General features: G+C 40.4%; 18 protein-coding genes. All 18 read right to left on the bottom strand.

Annotated elements, in window-relative coordinates; all coding sequences use genetic code 11:
- Nucleotides 1-49 precede the first annotated feature (49 nt).
- Nucleotides 50-598 carry a GNAT family N-acetyltransferase gene (locus ACLNCP_RS05490; protein WP_084928089.1) on the bottom strand — a complete coding sequence of 183 codons (549 nt, stop codon included), beginning with the start codon at nucleotides 596-598 and terminating at the stop codon, nucleotides 50-52.
- 399 nt (nucleotides 599-997) lie between these two features.
- Entirely contained in the window at nucleotides 998-1,822 is an 825-nt protein-coding gene (gene nadE, locus ACLNCP_RS05485) for an ammonia-dependent NAD(+) synthetase (RefSeq protein WP_424844153.1), read from the bottom strand.
- On the bottom strand, nucleotides 1,819-3,279 hold the full coding sequence (locus ACLNCP_RS05480; RefSeq protein WP_424844152.1) for a nicotinate phosphoribosyltransferase: 1,461 nt from the start codon (nucleotides 3,277-3,279) through the stop codon (nucleotides 1,819-1,821). Before ACLNCP_RS05480 ends, nadE begins: the two co-directional genes overlap by 4 nt.
- 115 nt (nucleotides 3,280-3,394) lie before the next feature.
- Nucleotides 3,395-3,883 (bottom strand): DUF6773 family protein, encoded by a 489-nt coding sequence (locus ACLNCP_RS05475; RefSeq protein WP_084950286.1) that lies wholly within the window; start codon nucleotides 3,881-3,883, stop codon nucleotides 3,395-3,397.
- On the bottom strand, nucleotides 3,873-4,082 hold the full coding sequence (locus tag ACLNCP_RS05470; protein ID WP_173875948.1) for a helix-turn-helix transcriptional regulator: 210 nt from the start codon (nucleotides 4,080-4,082) through the stop codon (nucleotides 3,873-3,875). The genes ACLNCP_RS05475 and ACLNCP_RS05470 overlap by 11 nt, the downstream gene beginning before the upstream one ends.
- Before the next feature lie 383 nt (nucleotides 4,083-4,465).
- Complete coding sequence (locus ACLNCP_RS05465) at nucleotides 4,466-5,194, bottom strand: ABC transporter permease (protein WP_049543346.1); 729 nt, start codon at nucleotides 5,192-5,194, stop codon at nucleotides 4,466-4,468.
- 15 nt (nucleotides 5,195-5,209) lie between these two features.
- Entirely contained in the window at nucleotides 5,210-6,055 is an 846-nt protein-coding gene (locus ACLNCP_RS05460; protein ID WP_424844151.1) for an ABC transporter ATP-binding protein, read from the bottom strand.
- Between the two features lie 382 nt (nucleotides 6,056-6,437).
- Entirely contained in the window at nucleotides 6,438-6,848 is a 411-nt protein-coding gene (locus ACLNCP_RS05455; protein WP_080983321.1) for a GNAT family N-acetyltransferase, read from the bottom strand.
- 100 nt (nucleotides 6,849-6,948) lie between these two features.
- Nucleotides 6,949-8,313 (bottom strand): amino acid permease, encoded by a 1,365-nt coding sequence (locus ACLNCP_RS05450; protein ID WP_000095646.1) that lies wholly within the window; start codon nucleotides 8,311-8,313, stop codon nucleotides 6,949-6,951.
- 75 nt (nucleotides 8,314-8,388) lie between these two features.
- On the bottom strand, nucleotides 8,389-8,871 hold the full coding sequence (gene greA / locus ACLNCP_RS05445) for a transcription elongation factor GreA (RefSeq protein WP_261011534.1): 483 nt from the start codon (nucleotides 8,869-8,871) through the stop codon (nucleotides 8,389-8,391).
- 60 nt (nucleotides 8,872-8,931) lie between these two features.
- A complete protein-coding gene (gene mltG, locus ACLNCP_RS05440; protein WP_424844150.1) occupies nucleotides 8,932-10,626 on the bottom strand; it encodes an endolytic transglycosylase MltG in 1,695 nt (564 codons plus the stop codon).
- Nucleotides 10,627-10,705: 79 nt separating this feature from the next.
- Nucleotides 10,706-11,200: a GNAT family N-acetyltransferase gene (locus ACLNCP_RS05435; protein ID WP_424844149.1), complete on the bottom strand. Its 495-nt coding sequence runs from the start codon at nucleotides 11,198-11,200 to the stop codon at nucleotides 10,706-10,708.
- 8 nt (nucleotides 11,201-11,208) lie between these two features.
- Nucleotides 11,209-11,664, bottom strand: coding sequence for a GNAT family N-acetyltransferase (locus ACLNCP_RS05430; protein WP_424844148.1), 456 nt, complete (start codon nucleotides 11,662-11,664; stop codon nucleotides 11,209-11,211).
- Nucleotides 11,665-11,673: 9 nt separating this feature from the next.
- A complete protein-coding gene (gene murC, locus ACLNCP_RS05425) occupies nucleotides 11,674-13,008 on the bottom strand; it encodes a UDP-N-acetylmuramate--L-alanine ligase (protein ID WP_424844147.1) in 1,335 nt (444 codons plus the stop codon).
- Nucleotides 13,009-13,018: 10 nt separating this feature from the next.
- Nucleotides 13,019-13,636: a cystathionine gamma-synthase gene (locus ACLNCP_RS05420; protein WP_424844146.1), complete on the bottom strand. Its 618-nt coding sequence runs from the start codon at nucleotides 13,634-13,636 to the stop codon at nucleotides 13,019-13,021.
- Between the two features lie 47 nt (nucleotides 13,637-13,683).
- Complete coding sequence (locus ACLNCP_RS05415) at nucleotides 13,684-16,782, bottom strand: DEAD/DEAH box helicase (protein WP_424844145.1); 3,099 nt, start codon at nucleotides 16,780-16,782, stop codon at nucleotides 13,684-13,686.
- A gap of 92 nt (nucleotides 16,783-16,874) precedes the next feature.
- Complete coding sequence (locus ACLNCP_RS05410) at nucleotides 16,875-18,041, bottom strand: MalY/PatB family protein (RefSeq protein WP_084926700.1); 1,167 nt, start codon at nucleotides 18,039-18,041, stop codon at nucleotides 16,875-16,877.
- A 7-nt stretch (nucleotides 18,042-18,048) separates the two neighbouring features.
- On the bottom strand, nucleotides 18,049-19,143 hold the full coding sequence (locus ACLNCP_RS05405; protein ID WP_261078100.1) for a cystathionine gamma-synthase: 1,095 nt from the start codon (nucleotides 19,141-19,143) through the stop codon (nucleotides 18,049-18,051).
- Nucleotides 19,144-19,408 lie beyond the last annotated feature (265 nt).

The raw sequence follows: 19,408 nt of genomic DNA, 5'->3' as shown, positions 1-19,408 counted from the left end.
AAAAAGCCAGACAAAGCCTGACTTTGATGGAAACTGAAAGGAAAATTCACTAGTCTTCCCTACTTATCTGATAATAAATAAGGTCCGCAAGATAGCCTTTTCTCTCTACACCATTGCTAATAGTCTTTAGATAGGACATTCCAGCCTTCTCCATGACACGACCTGAAGCTGGATTGAGACTGGCATATCGAGCTCTAACTTTTTGAAAACCTGCTTGAGTAAAACAGAAGTCCAAGACAGCTTTCAAGGCTTCTGTCATAAACCCATGTCCCCAGTAAACCTTGCCTAGCACATAGCCAATTTCACAAGAAGAATCGTTCTCATCTATTGCAACGATGCTGATATCTCCTATTACCTGCTCCGGGTTTTCTTTGAGACAAATGGCCCATTTGTAATAGTTGGGATTGGCATAGGAGGCAACCCAATTGCGAATCGAATTTCGAGTCACCTTGACATCAGGATGAGGATCCCAAGTGACGTAGGTTAGATTTTCAGCGGACGAAGCCCAATTCTGAAACATGGCTTCTGCATCACTTTCCAAAAATCTTCGCAAGATTAAACGATCTGTCTGTAATATTTGCGTACCGATTGCTTTCATGACGCTACCTCGCTTTCTGATAGATGATTCTATGTCCAATCTCCATTGAAACTTGTTTTGCTTTTGAATTTCAAGGTAATAAGCTAAAAAGGTCCCCCGGACCTTCTTCGCTTACTTGTTTCCGTGCTCGGGGTAAAAAGACTAAACTCAGTAACAACTAAAAAACAAGTTGTTCATCTAGTTCCTTGACGCAGTCGCTGTCTGGTTTGAAATGCGCTCTAGCAAGCTTTTTCAAACCTAGTCATCGTTGCGGGGGTGAGACGACGAAATCGAACTCTGTGAGTTGCCGGACCTTCTCTCGCTTTCTTATTTCAAGGCGAGAGGCTGAAAACCTCCACTGGAGGTTCTTCTTGCTCTCGAGTTTCAATGCAAGAAGCTAAAAAGGTCCCCCGGACCTTTTTACTCCCAAAAGTCATCGAATACGGTGATTGGTAGGTGGCGTTTGTGTTGGCCTTTGTGCCACCAGTTTTCGATAGTCGCTTGGGCTTCTGGGCTGATTGTTTTGCCTTCTAGGTAGTCGTCAATCTCTTCATAAGTGACTCCAAGTGCCACTTCGTCAGCTAGGCCTGGTTTGTCTTCTTCTAGGTCTGCCGTTGGGATTTTTTCATAAAGGGCTGGGGCTGCACCAAGTTCCTTCAAGAGTTGTTTTCCTTGGCGTTTATTAAGACGGTAAAGGGGTAAAATATCCGCACCACCGTCACCAAACTTGGTAAAGAAACCTGTGATATTTTCCGCGGCGTGGTCTGTTCCAATGACAGCTCCGCTATGGGAACCAGCAAGGGCATACTGAGCAATCATACGACAACGTGCTTTGATATTCCCCTTGTTGAAGTCTGAAACAGGACTATCTGTCGCTTCAACTGCAGCTGTCATAGCATCTGCAGACTCCTTGATATTCACCACTAAACTGATATCTGGCTGGATGAAGGCTAGAGCTTTTTGAGCATCTGCTTCATCAGCTTGCACTCCGTATGGCAAGCGGACAGCGATAAATTTGTAGCTGTCATCTCCTGTCTCTGCGCGCAGTTCTTCCATAGCTAATTGGGCTAATCGACCTGCTAAGGTTGAGTCTTGTCCTCCAGAAATCCCTAGTACAAAAGTTTTAAGGAAGGGGTGTTTTTTCAAGTATCTTTTTAAGAAATCAATGGAACGACGAATTTCTTCCTGGGCATCAATCACTGGTTTCACACCCAGTTCTTGGATAATCGTTTCTTGCAAACTCATTCTTCTTCTCCTTCACCAAGTGCTTCCTTACGCATTTTGTCAATCAAGTCCATCTTGTCTTGCCATACATCACGCGCCAAATCCACTGGATAATGCTGAGGATTGAGCACGCGCTTGTACTCATCCCAAAGCTTGTCAAATTCCTTACGAGCATAATCCTGAATCTCAGTCAAGCTAGGCAGGTTGTAAATCAATTTTCCGTCTTTGAAGATATCCACTAAGAGAGGAACGGCATCAAAATTACGAACCGTCTTCTTGATGTAGGTATAGGTCGGATGGAACATTTTGATTTCCGTCATGTCACTCACATCCACACCGTCATAAGTGATATAATCGCCTTCTGACTTGCCTTTTTCACGACTGGTAATGCGCCACACCTGCTTCTTACCTGGCGTAGACACTTTTTCCGCATTATTAGACAGCTTGATCGTATTGCGCATCTGACCATTTTCATCTTCGATCGCAACAATCTTATAAACTGCCCCAAGAGCTGGCTGATCATAGGCTGTAATCAGCTTGGTTCCCACACCCCAGACATCAATCTTGGCCTTTTGCATCTTGAGGTTGAGGATAGTATTTTCGTCCAAATCATTAGAAGCATAAATCTTAGCCTCTGTAAATCCAGCCTCGTCCAGTTGCTGACGAACTTTCTTGGAAATGTAGGCAATATCCCCTGAGTCAATCCGCACACCCATAAAGTTAATCTGGTCACCCAGCTCACGCGCCACTTGAATGGCAGCGGGTACCCCAATGCGAAGGGTGTCATAGGTGTCCACAAGAAAGACACAGTTTTTGTGGGTCGCAGCGTAAGCCTTGAAAGCTTCATAGTCGTTACCATAAACCTGTACCAAGGCATGGGCGTGAGTCCCCAAGACAGGAATATCAAAGAGTTTACCAGCACGCACATTGCTGGTTCCATTGGCTCCACCAATCACCGCTGCGCGTGTTCCCCAGATAGCCGCATCCATCTCTTGCGCCCGACGTGTCCCAAACTCCATTAAAGGTTCATCTTCAATGACTGAACGAATACGAGCTGCCTTAGTCGCCACCAAGGTCTGGTAGTTGACGATGTTCAAAAGGGCCGTTTCGACCAATTGACATTGGACTAGAGGGCCTTCCACCTGCACAATCGGTTCATTAGCAAAAACCAAATCCCCTTCTTGGGCAGAACGAACGGTCAACTCCAACTTGAAATTGCGGAGATAGTCCAAGAATGCCCCATGATAGCCTAGAGACTCCAAATAGGCAATATCACTATCTGAAAAACGCAGGTCTTCAAGATAACTCACAATTCTTTCCAAACCAGCAAAAACTGCATAGCCATTCTTAAAAGGCTGTTGGCGGAAATATACCTCAAAAACCGCCTTCTTATTGTGAATTCCTTGGTCAAAGTAAACCTGCATCATGTTAATCTGGTACAAGTCCGTGTGCAATGTCAATCTATCATCTGGATACATACTTTTCCTACTTCCTTAGCTAGAAATACATGAAAATTTTCAAAAACTTTCATGTATTCCAATAAATTAGTACTATTATATCACATTTTAGCTGGATTGAGAAAAGAGTAACAAGCTATTCTCCACTCTCCAGTTCATCCATGTCTTGCTCAAATTTTTTCTGAGCCCATTCGCCATAACTCTTAAGACCGAGATTGCCGATAAAGACCCAAGGAAGGTAAATGACATAAGTAATAACCCAAGCAGACAAGTATTTAACGTTTAAAGGATTATGCTGATAAATTTCTATGTTGAATTGATAATTCTGCAACATCAAAAGAGCAGTAATAGCCAAGGTTAGGAAAAAACAACCCAAAATCGTAAAATGAAAACGACTATAGTAGGTCACTCCCAGATAACGGGCTCGATTGAAAAAGAAGAAAATTCCTACTATCAGAGTATAGACTAGAAAATTCGGATTAAAAAGAGATGGAGCCAACACTGCCACCAAATAGCTTAGAAGTACAAGCCCAATAAAGAGTGAAAAAGACTCTGCCCCAGCTTTATTGATTAGTTGTTCTTCTCTTTCGTCAAGTAATTGATAATGAATAAATTTAGTTACCATCTTCTTCCTCCCAAAATAATTGGTCTAGGGTTTTCCCTAAACATCTGCAAATGGACTGGCAGAGCGAGAGACTGGGATTGTATTTTCCCGCCTCTATCAAACCAATAGTCTGTCGCGTCACCCCGACAGCCTCTGCCAGTTGACCTTGTGTTAAATCAAGCTCTACCCGAGCTAATTTTAATTTTAAATTTTTAGCCACCTGCGTCCTCCTTATAGTTTTAATACTCATCTACTCTTAAAAAATCCAAAACCAACACAAGCTGTCAGCTACTTAATATAACCTCATTAATTAGCACTCCAATATTATCTTCAACCTAAAATCAGTATGTTGGATTGTTTGAAATAAACTTCCTAGTTTACTCTTTTATTTTTGTTTAGTATTAGCTTTAGTAGAATCTTTTAAACGAGTTTTTATTGCTTGTACTTCTTGTTTAGTTTAGTTGGTTTCATATTACTATTATATAATGCTTTTGGAAATGAGTCTAGTATAAGTCAAAAACGTGGTGAACAGCAAGAGAAGGAGCATACCAAGATGACTGATTTTTTGCTGGTTTTAAGTATGCAAAATAATACTAAACGAAACTAAAATGAATACTTCTTGCTTTTCTTGAGAGTGAAAAAGTACAATAAAATGATTGTAGTGATTACCACAAGATACTGACTAATAGACATCGTATTTGAAGCCACAAATACAGGTAAAGAATAAAAAGGAAGAAGTTCAATTGCTTTGATAAACAAATCATTACTAGTATTCATCATAATCGTATTTAATATATTAGGGATAAAGAGTAGTAAAGCAACTAAAATACCAAATATCAAGCCACTTTTCAATTTGTATAAATAGAAAATGTAAGATAATAGAAAATAAAATAGGACTAACAAAATTGTATTGACTACAATAGCTACTATAAAATCTAATCCTAAATCACCTGGAACACCCAATTTACATACGATGACTAGTAGCACAATGCCATTCAAAGCATAAATAATAGAAACTGAGATGGCATATAGAAAATTAGACAAGACGTAAATCATCCGATTTTTCTTTTGATTATAAAATAAACTGATCGTATTGTTAGAAAAATCCCTGCTAATAATTCGGTTAGCATGTATAACAGCCATTAACATACCGAGCATAGCATAAAAATTTGAAATATGCTTAATACCAAGTGATGTCCCTTGAGTCTTTAGAATAAAGAATGTAACCAGTATCGGCGGTATAAACGAGATAATCAATCCGAGATATATTACGCCTGATGAATATAAATCTCTTATATTTTCCTTAAGAAAATTCAATTTATTTAATTTCATGATTATAACCTTCCTTTATTTTGAACGATTTAGATAAATATCTTTAAGCGTCTCTTTTTTAGTTTCAAAATCAACTACTTTAATAGAGTTTTCGTTAAAAAATTTAAAAAGCTCACTACTTTGAATATTCCCAGACATAGTAATTTTCAGTCCCTCTTCCTGAACAATATCCCCAAATTCTTGTTTGGTAAGGAAAATGTCTTTATCTGTAGCTGATGAAAAAGCTATCTCAAACAAGCAATTATGTCTATATTTTCCTACTTTTTGGAATGTCAAAAGCCCGTTCTCCAAGAAAAGGACCCTCTCACAAATTTCTTCAATATCTTCTAATTTATGACTCGATATTAAAATTCCCACATTTTCATGTAAAGCTAAGTTTTTTAGAACTGCTAAAACTATTTGTGATGATTCAATATCTAAACCATTAGTCGGTTCATCTAAAATCAATATATCAGGTTCCGTAACGAGAGTTAGAAGCAAAGCTAATTTTTGTTTTGTACCTAAAGAATAGGTCTTTACTTTTTTATTAATAGACTGAGTCAAATCTAACTCTTGGATCAAACTTCCAAATCTTTCTTTATTGTAGTCAACACCATATAAATTTGACAAATATTTTAAATTCTCTAAACCTGTTTTAGATAAAAATAATTTTGGTTCTTCGATTAAATACCCAACATTATCACTACTTATAATATTCCCTGAAGTCGGTTGATTATTCTGAACAAGAATTTTCATCAATGTACTCTTGCCAACTCCGTTTCTCCCTACTAGACCAACAATTTCACCCTTATTAAGTGCAAAATTTATATCTTTGAGAATGATTGAATGAGCATAATGCTTACTTACATTTATAACTTCCATTTTTTATTCCTCCATTAACATTCTTGGTTTTCTCTTTGATTCTCATTAATTTTAAAAAGTTGCGCCTCTTTTTAACAACATTATATCATATATCTAACTTAATGCAATATATAAATGTCATTTTGTAAAATTTTATTAACAAAAAACTCTCTACCACCTAAATGATAGAGAGTTTTCTGCTTATTCAATTTTCTCAAAACATCTACAGCATCGTAGGATTTCACATCTAATGTCTTAGCTACGACTGTATTGTCCTCAATATCGTCTAGAAAGACACAATTTGTAGATTATAACTGCTACTTATCGATAGTTACTCATATCCATTAGTCCACCTCCATACTTATGTCAAGCCCCCTCTTTACTTTATGATTTCATATTCTCCTTACAAATCTTTTTGGTAATAAAATCTTTTTCCTGTGTAGGGATAGTCTTGTAAGGTAAAAACTTCCTTGTAGCCATGCATTTTATAAAAATCTGGAGCTTGAAACTGGTAAGTATTGACAAAAGCAAAACGACAGTTTCGATTCTTAGCTTCAGTTTCTGCTTGCTGCAATAGGTTTGAACCGAGTCCTTGCCCTCTCAGTTCTTCTTTTACAAATAAATACTCGATTTCTAGCCAATTTCCAAAAGTCTCTGCTATCAAACCTGCCATGAGATTGCCCTTTTCATCTTCGACATAAAGATTAAGTGGCTCACTTTCAGCCTCTTCTCTTTTTGAACGGTTATAAACACGAATCAGATTCCCTATTTCTTGTGATTTATGGGATTCCTTATTTTCCAATCTAAAGTACATCTAAACCTCCTTAAACACTGTTACAGCTTGATTATAGTCTTATTTCAATAGACTGTCAAACTAGCAAAAACTCACCAAGCTAAGCTGATGAGTTTCAAATCTATTTTCTAAATTTCCACTGGCTATAAATCCCAAAACCGATAATCCAGATAGCTGAACCGATTGCTCCGACAAATGTAGACTCTTGTAAAAAGAGGGTTACAAAGACAAAGGCAAAGAAGAGCATGGTTAAAGGATTTAGGAAACGATAATGGGGCATGAGATAACCATCTACCATAAAGTCTGGTGACTTGCGGTATTTAAGGTGAGCCAGCATAATCAAGATATAAATGGCGATATAGACACCTGATGATGATGCCGTAATCAAGGCAAAGGCATCGGAAACACCTGGCAATACGTTGATAAAGGCTGCTAGGGCAATCAAAATTGCTGAGGCGATGATGGCATTTTGTGGTACGTTGTGACGGGAAAGAGTATCTGCCTTGATAGCCTTTAAGAATGGATTGGGCGAATCATGGGCAATCTGATACAAATGACGACCTGTTGAATAAAGGGTTGAATTAAGAGCAGATGCTGCTGACGTCAAAACGACAAAGTTAATCAAGGCCGCTGCCCACTTGATACCTGCCAATTCAAATACTGTTACAAAAGGAGAATCAGCCGATGCAAGTTCACGCCACGGAATGATAGCCATGATGGCTAAGAGGGCACCACCGTAGAAAAAGGCGATACGCAAAGGAATTTCCTTAACGGCTTTTGGCAAGACCTGACGTGGATTTTTGGTTTCAGAAGTCGTTACCCCGATAAACTCAATCATGAGGTAGGCAAAGAAAACCATCTGGAAGGCCATGACAAAGTTTACTCCACCATTTGGGAATAGGGAGAAATTGTCGGCGATATTAGCCAAACTTGCTACTCCATGAGGTGTCTTAAAGCCTGTCAAGACCATAAAGACTCCTGTGGCAATCATAGCTAAAATAGCCACAATCTTGACCATAGCAAACCAAAACTCAACTTCCCCAAAGAGCTTCACCGCAATCAGATTGACCAAGGCTAGAATGGTTAAAAATCCAATCTCAATCATCCAACTTGGCCAGCTAGGAAACCAGAACTGAACATAGTGAGAGATGGCTGTAATTTCCGCCATACCGATAAAGACAACGGATAACCAGTAAGACCAAACTGAGAAATAACCCCAGCCCTTACCTAAATGGCGCGTGATAAAGTTGATAAAGGTATGTTGCTCAGGATCTTGGTAGAGCATTTCCCCAACCGCACGCATCATGAGGAACATGAAGGCCCCTGTAATCATATAAATCAGTACAATGGAAGGACCTGTTAAGCTAATAGAACGACCTGCTCCCAAAAAGAGTCCTGTTCCGATTGTTCCAGCGATGGCCATAACCTGCACGTGACGATTGGTCAGACCACGCTCCATCTTATTTTTTTTCTTCTTTGAACTCATAACGTCTCCAATTCAATTTAAAATGGAAAAAGGAGTGAGTGAAGCGCACTGCCTCCTCACTCCTTTTTTCTGTTTTTAGGCTGTTTTTTCAACCTTCAAGATTTTTACATCATAGCTATCAACAGGCGTTTCAATGGTTGCTGTGTCACCTGTTTTCTTGCCAATCAAGGCTTGTCCAATTGGGCTTTCATTTGAAACTTTACCCGCAAAGGCATCTGCACCGGCTGAACCTACGATAATATAAACTTCTTCCTCGTCCTCACCAATTTCTTGGATAGTGACTGTTTTTCCAATCGCCACTTCATCATCGGCAACTGAGTCGCTATTGACGATTTCAGCATAACGGATTTTTGTTTCCAAGCTAGAGATTTGTCCTTCGACAAAAGCTTGTTCATCCTTAGCTGCTTCGTATTCACTGTTTTCTGAAAGGTCACCATATGAACGGGCAATCTTAATGCGTTCTACCACTTCTGGTCGGCGGACCAATTTCAATTCTTCTAATTCTTTTTCAAGTTTTTCCTTTTCCGCTAGGGTCATAGGATATGTTTTTTCTGCCATTTTTCTCAACTTTCTTTCGATAGTATTGAATCTCTATCTGAGATTCTCATTGTTGTAGTCTTAGTTTGAACTACTATTTTGAGTAAGCTTGCTATTGACGTGTTCAGCTACATTACGATCATGCTCTTCCTGTGTCACTGCGTAATAGACTTTACCATCTGTAACATTGGCTACAAAGTAGAGGTTCTCACTCTTTGTTTGGTTAATACTTGCTTCAATCGCGTCCTGACTTGGACTATCTACTGGACCAGGCATCAAACCAGGTTTGGTATAAACATTGTATGGTGAATTAATCGATGTGTCAATTCCAGCATCGTCTGCTAGGCTAATATTTTGACCAAGTTTCCCTTGGGCATACAAGATTGCAATATTGCTTTGAAGTGGCATACCAAGGTTCAAACGATTGTAGAAGACACCTGCAATCAACTTACGGTCTTCAGTCTTAGCACCTTCTTTTTCAACAAGTGAAGCAATTGTTAGCAATTCATTGACTGTCAAGTTTTTAGACTTAATTGCACTATAGTGCGGAGTCAAGGTCTTATCCATAGCTGCCAACATCTCATCAATCAAACTTTCAATAGTTGTGCTTTCCTTGATAGAGTATGTCGCTGGGAAGAGGAATCCTTCTAAACGATAACGAACTCCACTTTCTTTCGTTGGCAAGCTTTCGAGTAGGTTTGGATATTTAGCAACTTCTTGACTGATAAAGTTGTCATCTTGAACTTTAGCCAAAAAAGCTTCCGCTGTCAAAGGCTCTTTAAATTCACCTTGTAATTGGCCTACAGCTTGGGCGATTTGATCAATCGTATATCCTTCTGGAATCGTTAAATCTGCAAGTGAAGGTTCTTGAGGTTCAGGAGTACCACCTTTTTGGAGTTCCTTAATGATATCCTCTGTACTCATGCTCTTTTGCAAATTGTAATATCCAGCCTTCAAATCTGAATAATTCTTATATTTAGCATAAAAAGCAAAAATCACTCCGTGTTTAATCACACCAGAATGTTCAAGTGCTGATCCAATCTCTTGGACATTGGATCCTTCTGGGATTTGAACCGTTACATATTCCTTAGAATTTGCATCAACTGGTAATAAGGATGATTGAACATACTGGTAACCAAAGTAACCACCTGCTGAAATCAAGGCAAGGAAAATCAATAGAGAAATGAAGAAAGCTTTCAAATGTGATTTTTTCTTCTTAACAGGTTTAACTGTCTCACGACGACTACGACGTGGAGTTTCAGCAATCACGTCAACAGCTTCAGTTTCAACGACCGGTTCAGGTCTTGGCGCTTCTGCTTGTGTCTCTTTTTGTGCTTCTGTCTTATAAGAAACAGCTACTCTTGTTGGTGTTGTGTTCACATCTTTTTCAGCTTTTTTAGGATGAACGACTTCTGGTCCCGGAACCGGTCTTGATGGAATTTCTTCAGCTGGTGATGCTGGAACATCTTGACTAGGGTGACTAGGAATGATTGGAGCTTCCTCTCTTAGTTCCTCCGCCGGTGATGCTGGAACATCTTCACTAGGATGCTGTGGAACACGTGGTGCATTCTCCATAATTTTTTCAACAGCTGATAGGGATGCATTCATCACCTCTTCATCAGCAATTTTTGTGTCAGGGACAGACAAAGCTGATTTTTTTTCATCAAGTTCAGCGGCCTCTTGACGAATCCCTTCATAACGTTTTACTTTTTCTAAATCACGCAAAATCTGCTCTTTAAAGCTTAATTTTTCGTCTTCTCTTGGCTTTTCACTCAAAAGTTTATCCTCCTCGTTGACAATCCATAATATTATATCTTAAAAACGAAAGAAAAGCAACCTAGCATGCTTTTCTAGCTTATTTTTTAGCTTCCCAGACCATATCATACCAGGTTTCTCCTGCAAAGGTTGACTGGGACTTACCCTCATTGACAAATCCATGCTTTTCGTAGTAGGCGATGAGATAATCATGACAGGTTAGGTTAATACCTTCTCTTTCGTGTTCAAGAGCCAACTCTTTCAAGACTGTTAGTAATTTCTGACCAAGTCCAAGGCCTTGTGCCTCCTTGGCAATAGAAAGACAGGTCACAGAGATATAACCACCAGGCTCATGACTATAATCTTCTATCTCTTCTGTAAAAGACTGATCTTGCAGATGGCGGTATGGGCCAACTGGTCCTTCTATATACCCCATGATTCTGCCTTCTTTTTCTGCAACCAGAAACGAGGTCTGAATTTCTCGCAAATGCGCCTCAAAAACAGAGCGAGGAATGGCTTCTTCAATCGAGAAATTTTCTAGTTCAATCTCAACGATATGATCTAAATCTTCTAATCTTGCTTTCCTAATTTCCATTGTGCCTCCTAAAAAAAGAGATTAAACCAAATCATACTAAAACATTGACTAGCTGCATAAAGCGAATCTGTCTCTTCTTCATCAATAAAACCGTTCATTTCAAAATAGGAAAGCAACTCATCCGGACTCTTCAAACGAATAGCTTTGTAATCCAGCTCAACTGCCACATCTTTCAAAGCCGCAAGAAGAAGCGTTCCCAATCCCTGTCTCTGATGGTCAGCCTCGATGACTAAAGAATGTATTTCTAGACATTTCGGATTATGTGGGTAAGGACCACCTAGAACATAGCCCAGAAGCTGATTTTCATCCCTAGCTAGAAGAAAGGTATCCGCATACTTACGGATACTTTCTTCTAAAATATGGGAAGGTTGCTGCTTTTCAACTGGAAAAGATGTGGCCTGAAGTGTCTCTATCTCAGTCAAATCAGACTTACTTGCCTGAATGATCTTAATTGGAATTTCCATGAGAATAGCCTATTGAACATTGCTTGTCAAGTTGGACAAAAGACGTTCAAATGAGTATTCATAGGTTTGGATATCTCCTGCTCCCATAAAGACGTAAACAGCATTGTCATGGTCTAGGAGTGGAGAAACATTTTCAACAGTAATCACTTGGTGTTTCTTGTTAATTTTATTAGCTAGGTCTTCTACCTTAACATCTCCATGGTCTACTTCACGAGCAGATCCATAGATTTGCGCTAGATAAACAGCATCCGCTTGGTTCAAAGCGTGAGCAAATTCGTCCAACAAAGCAATGGTTCTTGTAAAGGTATGAGGTTGGAAGACTGCTACGATTTCCTTGCTTGGGTATTTCTGACGAGCCGCATCCAAGGTTGCAATGATTTCTGTTGGATGGTGGGCAAAGTCATCGATAATCACCGTGTCATTGACAATTTTCTCAGTGAAACGACGCTTAACACCGGCAAATGTTTTCAAGTGTTCACGCACCAAGTTCAAATCAAATCCTGCTGTGTAAAGAAGACCAATAACAGCTGTCGCATTCATGATATTGTGACGACCAAAGGTTGGAATGTGGAATTGCCCTAATTCTTGACCACGGAAATGAACTGTGAAGGTTGAACCAGTTGTTGAACGAAGAAGATCACTAGCGACAAAGTCATTACCTTCTGCTTCAAAACCATAATAATAAATAGGAGCATCAGACTTAATCTTACGCAATTCAGCATCTTCACCGTAGATAAACAAACCTTTGGTAATTTGTTTAGCATAGTCGTTAAAGGCATTGAAAACATCCTCTAGACTTGTGAAATAGTCTGGATGGTCAAAGTCAATGTTGGTAATAATAGAATATTCTGGGTGGTAAGGCATGAAGTGACGCTCATATTCGTCAGATTCAAAGACAAAATATTTAGCATTAGCTGAACCACGACCTGTTCCATCTCCGATTAAGAAGCTAGTATCTGTAATGTGAGACAAGACATGAGATAACATACCTGTCGTTGAAGTTTTTCCGTGCGCTCCAGCAACTCCCATGCTAACAAAGTCGCGCATAAAGCTACCTAGGAACTCATGGTAACGTTTGTAGCTAATGCCATTTTGGTCCGCATAGGCAATTTCGACATTGTTATCTGGACGAAAGGCATTTCCAGCGATAATTTCCATATCACCGTCTAGATTCTTTTTATCAAAAGGAAGAATGGTAATTCCTGCCTGCTCAAGACCACGTTGAGTAAAGTAGTACTTTTCAACATCTGATCCTTGAACCTTATGCCCCATTTGGTGCAACATCAAGGCCAAGGCACTCATCCCTGATCCCTTAATTCCGATAAAATGATATGTCTTTGGCATGTTTTCTCCCCTATTCCGTAATTCTGGTCAGATTCAACTCTTGGGCAACCCGACGTTCTTGTTCTTTTTGTTGATTCTTTTTATTGTAGATTTGGCTCTTCTTCAGAAAATCATAGTTGTTTTTCTTTGGTCCTGAAGTTTCTTTTGGCTCAGCTTGAGTCGAAATATTGCTAACTTCTTCCGCCAAGATGTAATGAGACTGGGTCAATTTTTGACTATATTTAACAAATTCACCAGGATTTTCCTTTTGGAAAGGCGCAGTAGGTTGATTGCCCTGCCTAACTAGACTTGGATGAGAAGGGCGCCTTGTAGGAGTAATATCCTTAGTCAGATAACTTGCTGAGCGTTTCTTTTTCAAGTCCGCACGCGCTTCTTCACGTGCCACCTCCGCATAGCTTTTTCCTTCTTTTTTTACTCCTAAGCCAGCCTTCTTAGGTTTCTCTACTGGCTTTTCAATCGGTTTTGCTGGTTTTTCTTCAGTAATAGGGGCCCACTCCAGATAATTCTTATCACGGTATTCTCCCTTGATATTACTGATAAAGTCAGATTCATCATAGAGGTCCATAACCGGCATCTCAGTCAACATGATCTCATCATCTGACACCAATGGAAATCGTTCTTCTCTCATTTTCTATTTCCTTTCAACACTTCATTATAGCGTATTGTCTTGATTTTTCAAGTGCTGACTTCAGAAATTCCCAAAATTTCTCTAATTTCTGCCAGGGTCAGACTGCCACGTGACTCTGTGCCGTCCAATACTTGTGACACCAGATGTTTCTTCTGTTCTTGGAGTTCCTGAATTTTTTCTTCAATGGTTCCCTTGGTCACCAAGCGATAGACCTCAACCGTTTCTTCCTGCCCCATCCGATGAGCACGGCTAATGGCTTGCGCTTCCACCGCTGGATTCCACCAAAGGTCAACCAAGATAACGGTATCAGCACCTGTCAGGTTCAGACCGACACCACCAGCCTTGAGGGAAATCAGAAAGGCATCTCTTTCCCCTTGATTAAAGGCCTTGGTCATGTCTTGTCTTTCCTTAGCTGGGGTTGAACCTGTAATTTTAAAAGATGCCATGCCCAAGTCAGGCAGTTCTTGTTCAATTTTCTCCAACATTCCCTTGAACTGCGAGAAAATCAAGACACGGTGTCCGCCGTCTGCTACCTGTACCAACAGGTCACGAAGACTATCCAGTTTGCCACTGGCTCCCTGATAATCCTCCATAAAGAGGGCGGGGGTATCACAGATTTGACGCAAGCGCATCAAACCAGACAAGATTTCCACTCGACTACGCTGAAATTCCTGATCTGACACCTGAGCTAAACGGTCTCGCATCTGTTGCAACTGGGCTAGGTAAATAGCCTTTTGCTGGTCTTCCAGTTCATTCTTATAAACCACTTCAATCAAATCTGGCAATTCAGTCAGAACTTCTTCTTTCTTACGTCGCATCACGAAGGGCTTGATAAACTGAGCTACGCGCTCGGCTGGCAATTTCATAAATTCTTTCTTACTTGGCAAGAGTCCTGGCATGACGATTTGGAAAATAGACCACAGCTCACCCAGATGGTTTTCAATAGGAGTTCCTGATAAGGCAAAAACCGACGGCACCACAAATTGTCTCAAGGTCTGGGCAATCTTTGTCTGGGCGTTTTTCATGACCTGAGCCTCATCTAAGAAAAGAAAGTCAAAGGACATCCCCTGATAAAAATCACTGTCCTGACGGAAGGTGGCATAGCTCGTCACATAGATTTGATGGTTTTCAGCAAGAATCTCTTCACGACTAGCCTTTAATCCATGAACAACAGCTACATCCAACTGTGGGGCAAACTTCTTAAATTCATCTGCCCAGTTGTAAATCAAACCAGATGGAGCTAGAATCAAAACCCGACTTTCTTTTGTCACTTGACTGGTCAAAAAAGCAATGGTCTGAAGGGTTTTCCCCAATCCCATATCATCAGCCAAAATCCCACCAAAACCATAATGATGGAGCATTTGCAACCAGCCGATTCCCTTTTCCTGATAATCTCGCAAGTCAGCCTGAACCTGAGTTGCTTGTCTAGGGAAGTCCTCTGGATGCGTCAAATCATGAGCCAGATTCTGGAATTCTTGTGAAAAAGAAACACGATCTCGCCCTTCAAAGAGATGGGCTAAACTGTAGGCCAAGGATTTCCGAGCCTGTAAGGAGCCATCTTTTAGTTCAAATTGCCCCAGTTCCTGTAAATTTTGGCGAATTTTCTTGGTTTCTTCATCGAAAAAGTAGACTTGATTAGACGAATCAATATAAAAATCTTGATTGGCAACCAAGGCCTGCATGGCTTGGTCAATTTCCTCTTGGGCAATATCTTTAAAATCAAACTGGATTTCCAAGAGACCTCCCTTGGAAGCAATTTGCACTTGAGGGCTTGCTAGACTATAAATTTCTTCTAGCTTATCTGATAGATCAACATTCCCGAGTTTTTCAAAGCCTGGAATGATTTCATGAAAGAAATGATAGACAGACTCCGCTTTTAAGGCCTGACGCCAAGATTGAAAATCTGCTTCAAAGCCCGCAGCCAAACAGACTTGGAAAATTCTTTCTTCTAAGTCAGCATCACTCGAAAATGGTAATTCTTCTAGCTCTTGTCGGCTTGATACCTGCCTATCCCCATAATCAAACTGGATTTCTAAACGAATCCGATTATCCTCCTCCCTGTCAAAGTAAAACGATGGAGAAAACGTTTTGATTTGTAAGCGTTCTGGAGCTGAGACGGCCCCCATCTGGCTAAAAAGAGTCAGACAGGAAGCTAACTTATCGCGGTCACTGCTATCAAATTGCAGGTGTTTTTTCCCATGCTGATCCAAAGGCAACGCTTTGATTTCCTTGAGAAGACGCATCTGCTGGTCTGTTAGAAAATAAACCTGTCCTTTATGGAAAAGCACAGCTCCCTGATAAAAGACATTGACCCTCGGACTCTCACTGATTTCCATTTCAAAATAGTCCGAGTATTCTGTTACTGTAAAGGCAAAGAGATTGGCATCAACATGCATATCCTGAAAAAGTAGGGTCTGGTAGCTATCCACTTGATGATCAAATTGAAAATGTGGCAAGGTCATCAGTAAATTCACACCCTGCTCAAAAAAGGTCAGAGGAAAAAAGAGGTGCCGACCTTGGTTTTGGAAAAAGAGGTCTGGAGCCTGTCCTTCCTCCACTAGTCCCCGCAAGAAAGTCAAAAGTTCTTTGCTGGCCTCATCAAAGGATTCCCAAGAAAGAGACTCCTCATAAATCTTGCCAATCATATAAGGTTTTCTCTTCTCAACGACTTTTAAAAAGAGTGGAATATCCCGAATGACGTAGTATTTTTGGCTATTGATTTGCCCGATTCTAAGAGTCCACAAGATATGATTGCTTCCTGCTTCCACCTGACCCACAGCTGACAACTCATAGGTTCGGTCTGATTTTGGAGATAAGATTCGCTCCAAAAATTTGCCACCCAAGGTCACCTTGGTTTCAACGGCCTCTTTTTCTTCATGACCTTCTTCCAGACTCTGCAAGATTTCCTGACCACGCTCATCATTTTTTAGAAAATGCTCCAGCGCTGCCAAATGCACACAGTAGCCCCTCTTTTGGAAAAAATCGCAGGCGCAAAAAACCAAATCATCCTCTAAACTATAGCGCAGTTCCTCTTCTGCAACGCGAGCATAGAGCCGATTGTTCTTTTCCTTGATGATGTCAACCTTACCAGTTTCATAAAGGGCAACGCCTTCGATACGGACTTTCCCCGGAATCAATTTAGCCATATTTTTACCTTTACCTTATCTTTTTATTATACCATATTTTCCCCTATGAAAATAGCCTTCTAGGAAGACTTTTCTCCTAGAAGGCTGGATTTTTAAAGTTTAGCAAAAGTCGTCACAATCCGCTGACAAACTTCTTGCAGCAGGGATTTAGGCATGGCTACATTGAGGCGGGCATGAAGACTTCCTTCATCCCCATAATCCAAACCAGGATTGAGGATAACCTTGGCTTCATTTCTCAAAAGCTCTTGTAATTTTTCATCAGTCAGGTCATAGGCTGAAAAATCAAGCCAAATCAAGTAGGTTCCTTGCGGTTTCATGACCTTGATTTTAGTCTCTTTTCCAAATAAATCCACCACATAATTGATATGGTCTTCAAAGACTTGCTTGAGTTCCTCTAACCAATCTTTACCGTATCGATAGGCAGCTTCTGTCGCCAAATAACCCAAGCCTGAAATTTCATGCTGGTTATTGGCCAACTGGCGTTTCTGGTAAGCCAGTCTCAACTTAGGATTTTCAATGACTGCATATGAATTTTTTGTTCCAGCAATATTAAAGGTTTTAGTGGCACTAGTCAAGACGATAGCAAATTCTTTAAAGTCAGGATTGATGGTATTGAAGGAATGATGCTTGTGACCAAAGAGGGCCAAATCTTGGTGAATCTCATCTGAAACCAAGAAAACACCGTGTTTTTGGCAGAGTTGGCCAATCTTCTCCAACACTTCCTTTTCCCAAACACGTCCACCAGGATTGTGAGGGTTGCAAAGAATATAAAGTTTGACATCCTCTTCTACCAAATCCTTTTCAAGTCGGTCAAAGTCAATCTCAAACAGACCATCCTTTTCCACCAAAGAATTGGTAATCAATCTACGGTTATTCAACTTGACACTGCGTGCAAAGGGTGGATAGACAGGTGTGTTAATCAAAACCGCATCGCCTTCTTTTGTAAAGGCTTGAATAGCTGTTGAGATGGCTGGTACCACACCCTCGATAAAGACAAGAGCCTCTTTGTCAAAGTGGTAATCGTGTTGTGTGGCTTCCCACTTTTGAACTTCGTGAATTAACTCTTCACTGGCATAGGTATAGCCATAAACCAGTTGATCAGCGTAAGTCTGCACGGCTTGGCGGATTTCAGGCAAGACTACAAAGTCCATATCCGCTATCCAAGCTGGTAGGACTTCACTATCTGTTTCTGCTTCTTTCCATTTATAGGTATGGTGCCCTAAACGATTGGGCAGGCTTGTAAAATCATATTTTCCCATCTTTGTCTTATCCTTCCAAGGCTTGGCGCAAATCTGCAATCAAATCTCTAGCATCCTCAATCCCAATCGACAAACGCAAGAGGTCATCTGTTAAACCATAAGAATGGCGCACTTCTGCTGGAATATCAGCATGAGTTTGCGTCGTTGGATAAGTAATGAGACTTTCTACCCCACCCAAACTTTCCGCAAAAGAGAAGACCTTAAGACTGTTCAAAATGTGAGGAATGCGTGTTTCATCAGCTACTTTAAAGGAAATCATGCCTCCACGACCAGTGTAGAGAACTTCCTTAACTGCTGGGGAATCCTTCAAAAAGGCAACCACTTCTTGGGCGTTAGCTGTTGAGCGCTCCATACGAAGGGACAAGGTCTTGAGACCACGAATCAATTGATAACTGTCAAATGGAGACAATACTGCCCCTGTCGTATTGAGATTGTAAAAGAGCTTCTCGTATAGTTCTAAACTATTGGTCACAACCACTCCAGCCAAGACATCATTGTGCCCTGCTAGATACTTGGTTGCTGAATGGAGAACGATATCTGCTCCATCTTCAATCGGACGTTGGTAGATAGGGCTGTAGAAGGTATTGTCCACCACCACTTTGGCACCCTTAGCATGAGCTAATTTTGCTAGTTTTTCGATATCAAATTCCAACATCAAGGGATTGGTTGGCGTTTCGATATAGAGAACATCCACGTCCTTCTCCAACTCGGCAGTCAACTCTTCTTCTGTATTGGCATAGTTAAAATGGAAACGACCTTCTTGCTCCACTTGGTTGAACCAGCGGAAAGAACCACCATAAAGGTCACGGACAGCCAAGATCTTACTTCCTACTGGAAAGACGCTAAAGGCCAGTACAATAGCTGACATACCTGAGCTAGTAGCTAGAGCATAGTCTGCTGACTCAATAGCCGCCAAGACTTCTTCTGCCTTAGTGCGAGTTGGGTTTTTGGTACGCGTATAGTCAAATCCAGTAGATTTACCAAACTCTGGATGCTGATAGGTCGTTGAAAAATGAAGCGGTGTCACCAAAGCTCCTGTCGCTTCATCTGATTTAATACCCGCCTGGGCCAAAATTGTGTTGATGTGTAATTCCTTGCTCATACAATACCTCCAAATCTATAGTAACTATTGTACCACTTATTTTCATCAACTCATTTTCTTCTTTTCAAGAGCTGGTTATAGTTTTAAACTATAGACTTATACTCTTCGAAAATCAAATTCAAACCACGTCAGCGTCGCCTTACCGTACTCAAGTACAGCTTGCGGCTAGCTTCCTAGTTTGCTCTTTGATTTTCATTGAGTATTAGCTAGTAAAGCTAAAAAGAATCCAGAAAATATTCCAGATTCTTTTGTGAAAATGATTGCT

This window comes from Streptococcus sp. CL6.35, from assembly GCF_049737915.1.
Classification (GTDB): Bacteria; Bacillota; Bacilli; order Lactobacillales; family Streptococcaceae; genus Streptococcus.
This window is presented reverse-complemented; position numbering and strand designations above follow the sequence as displayed.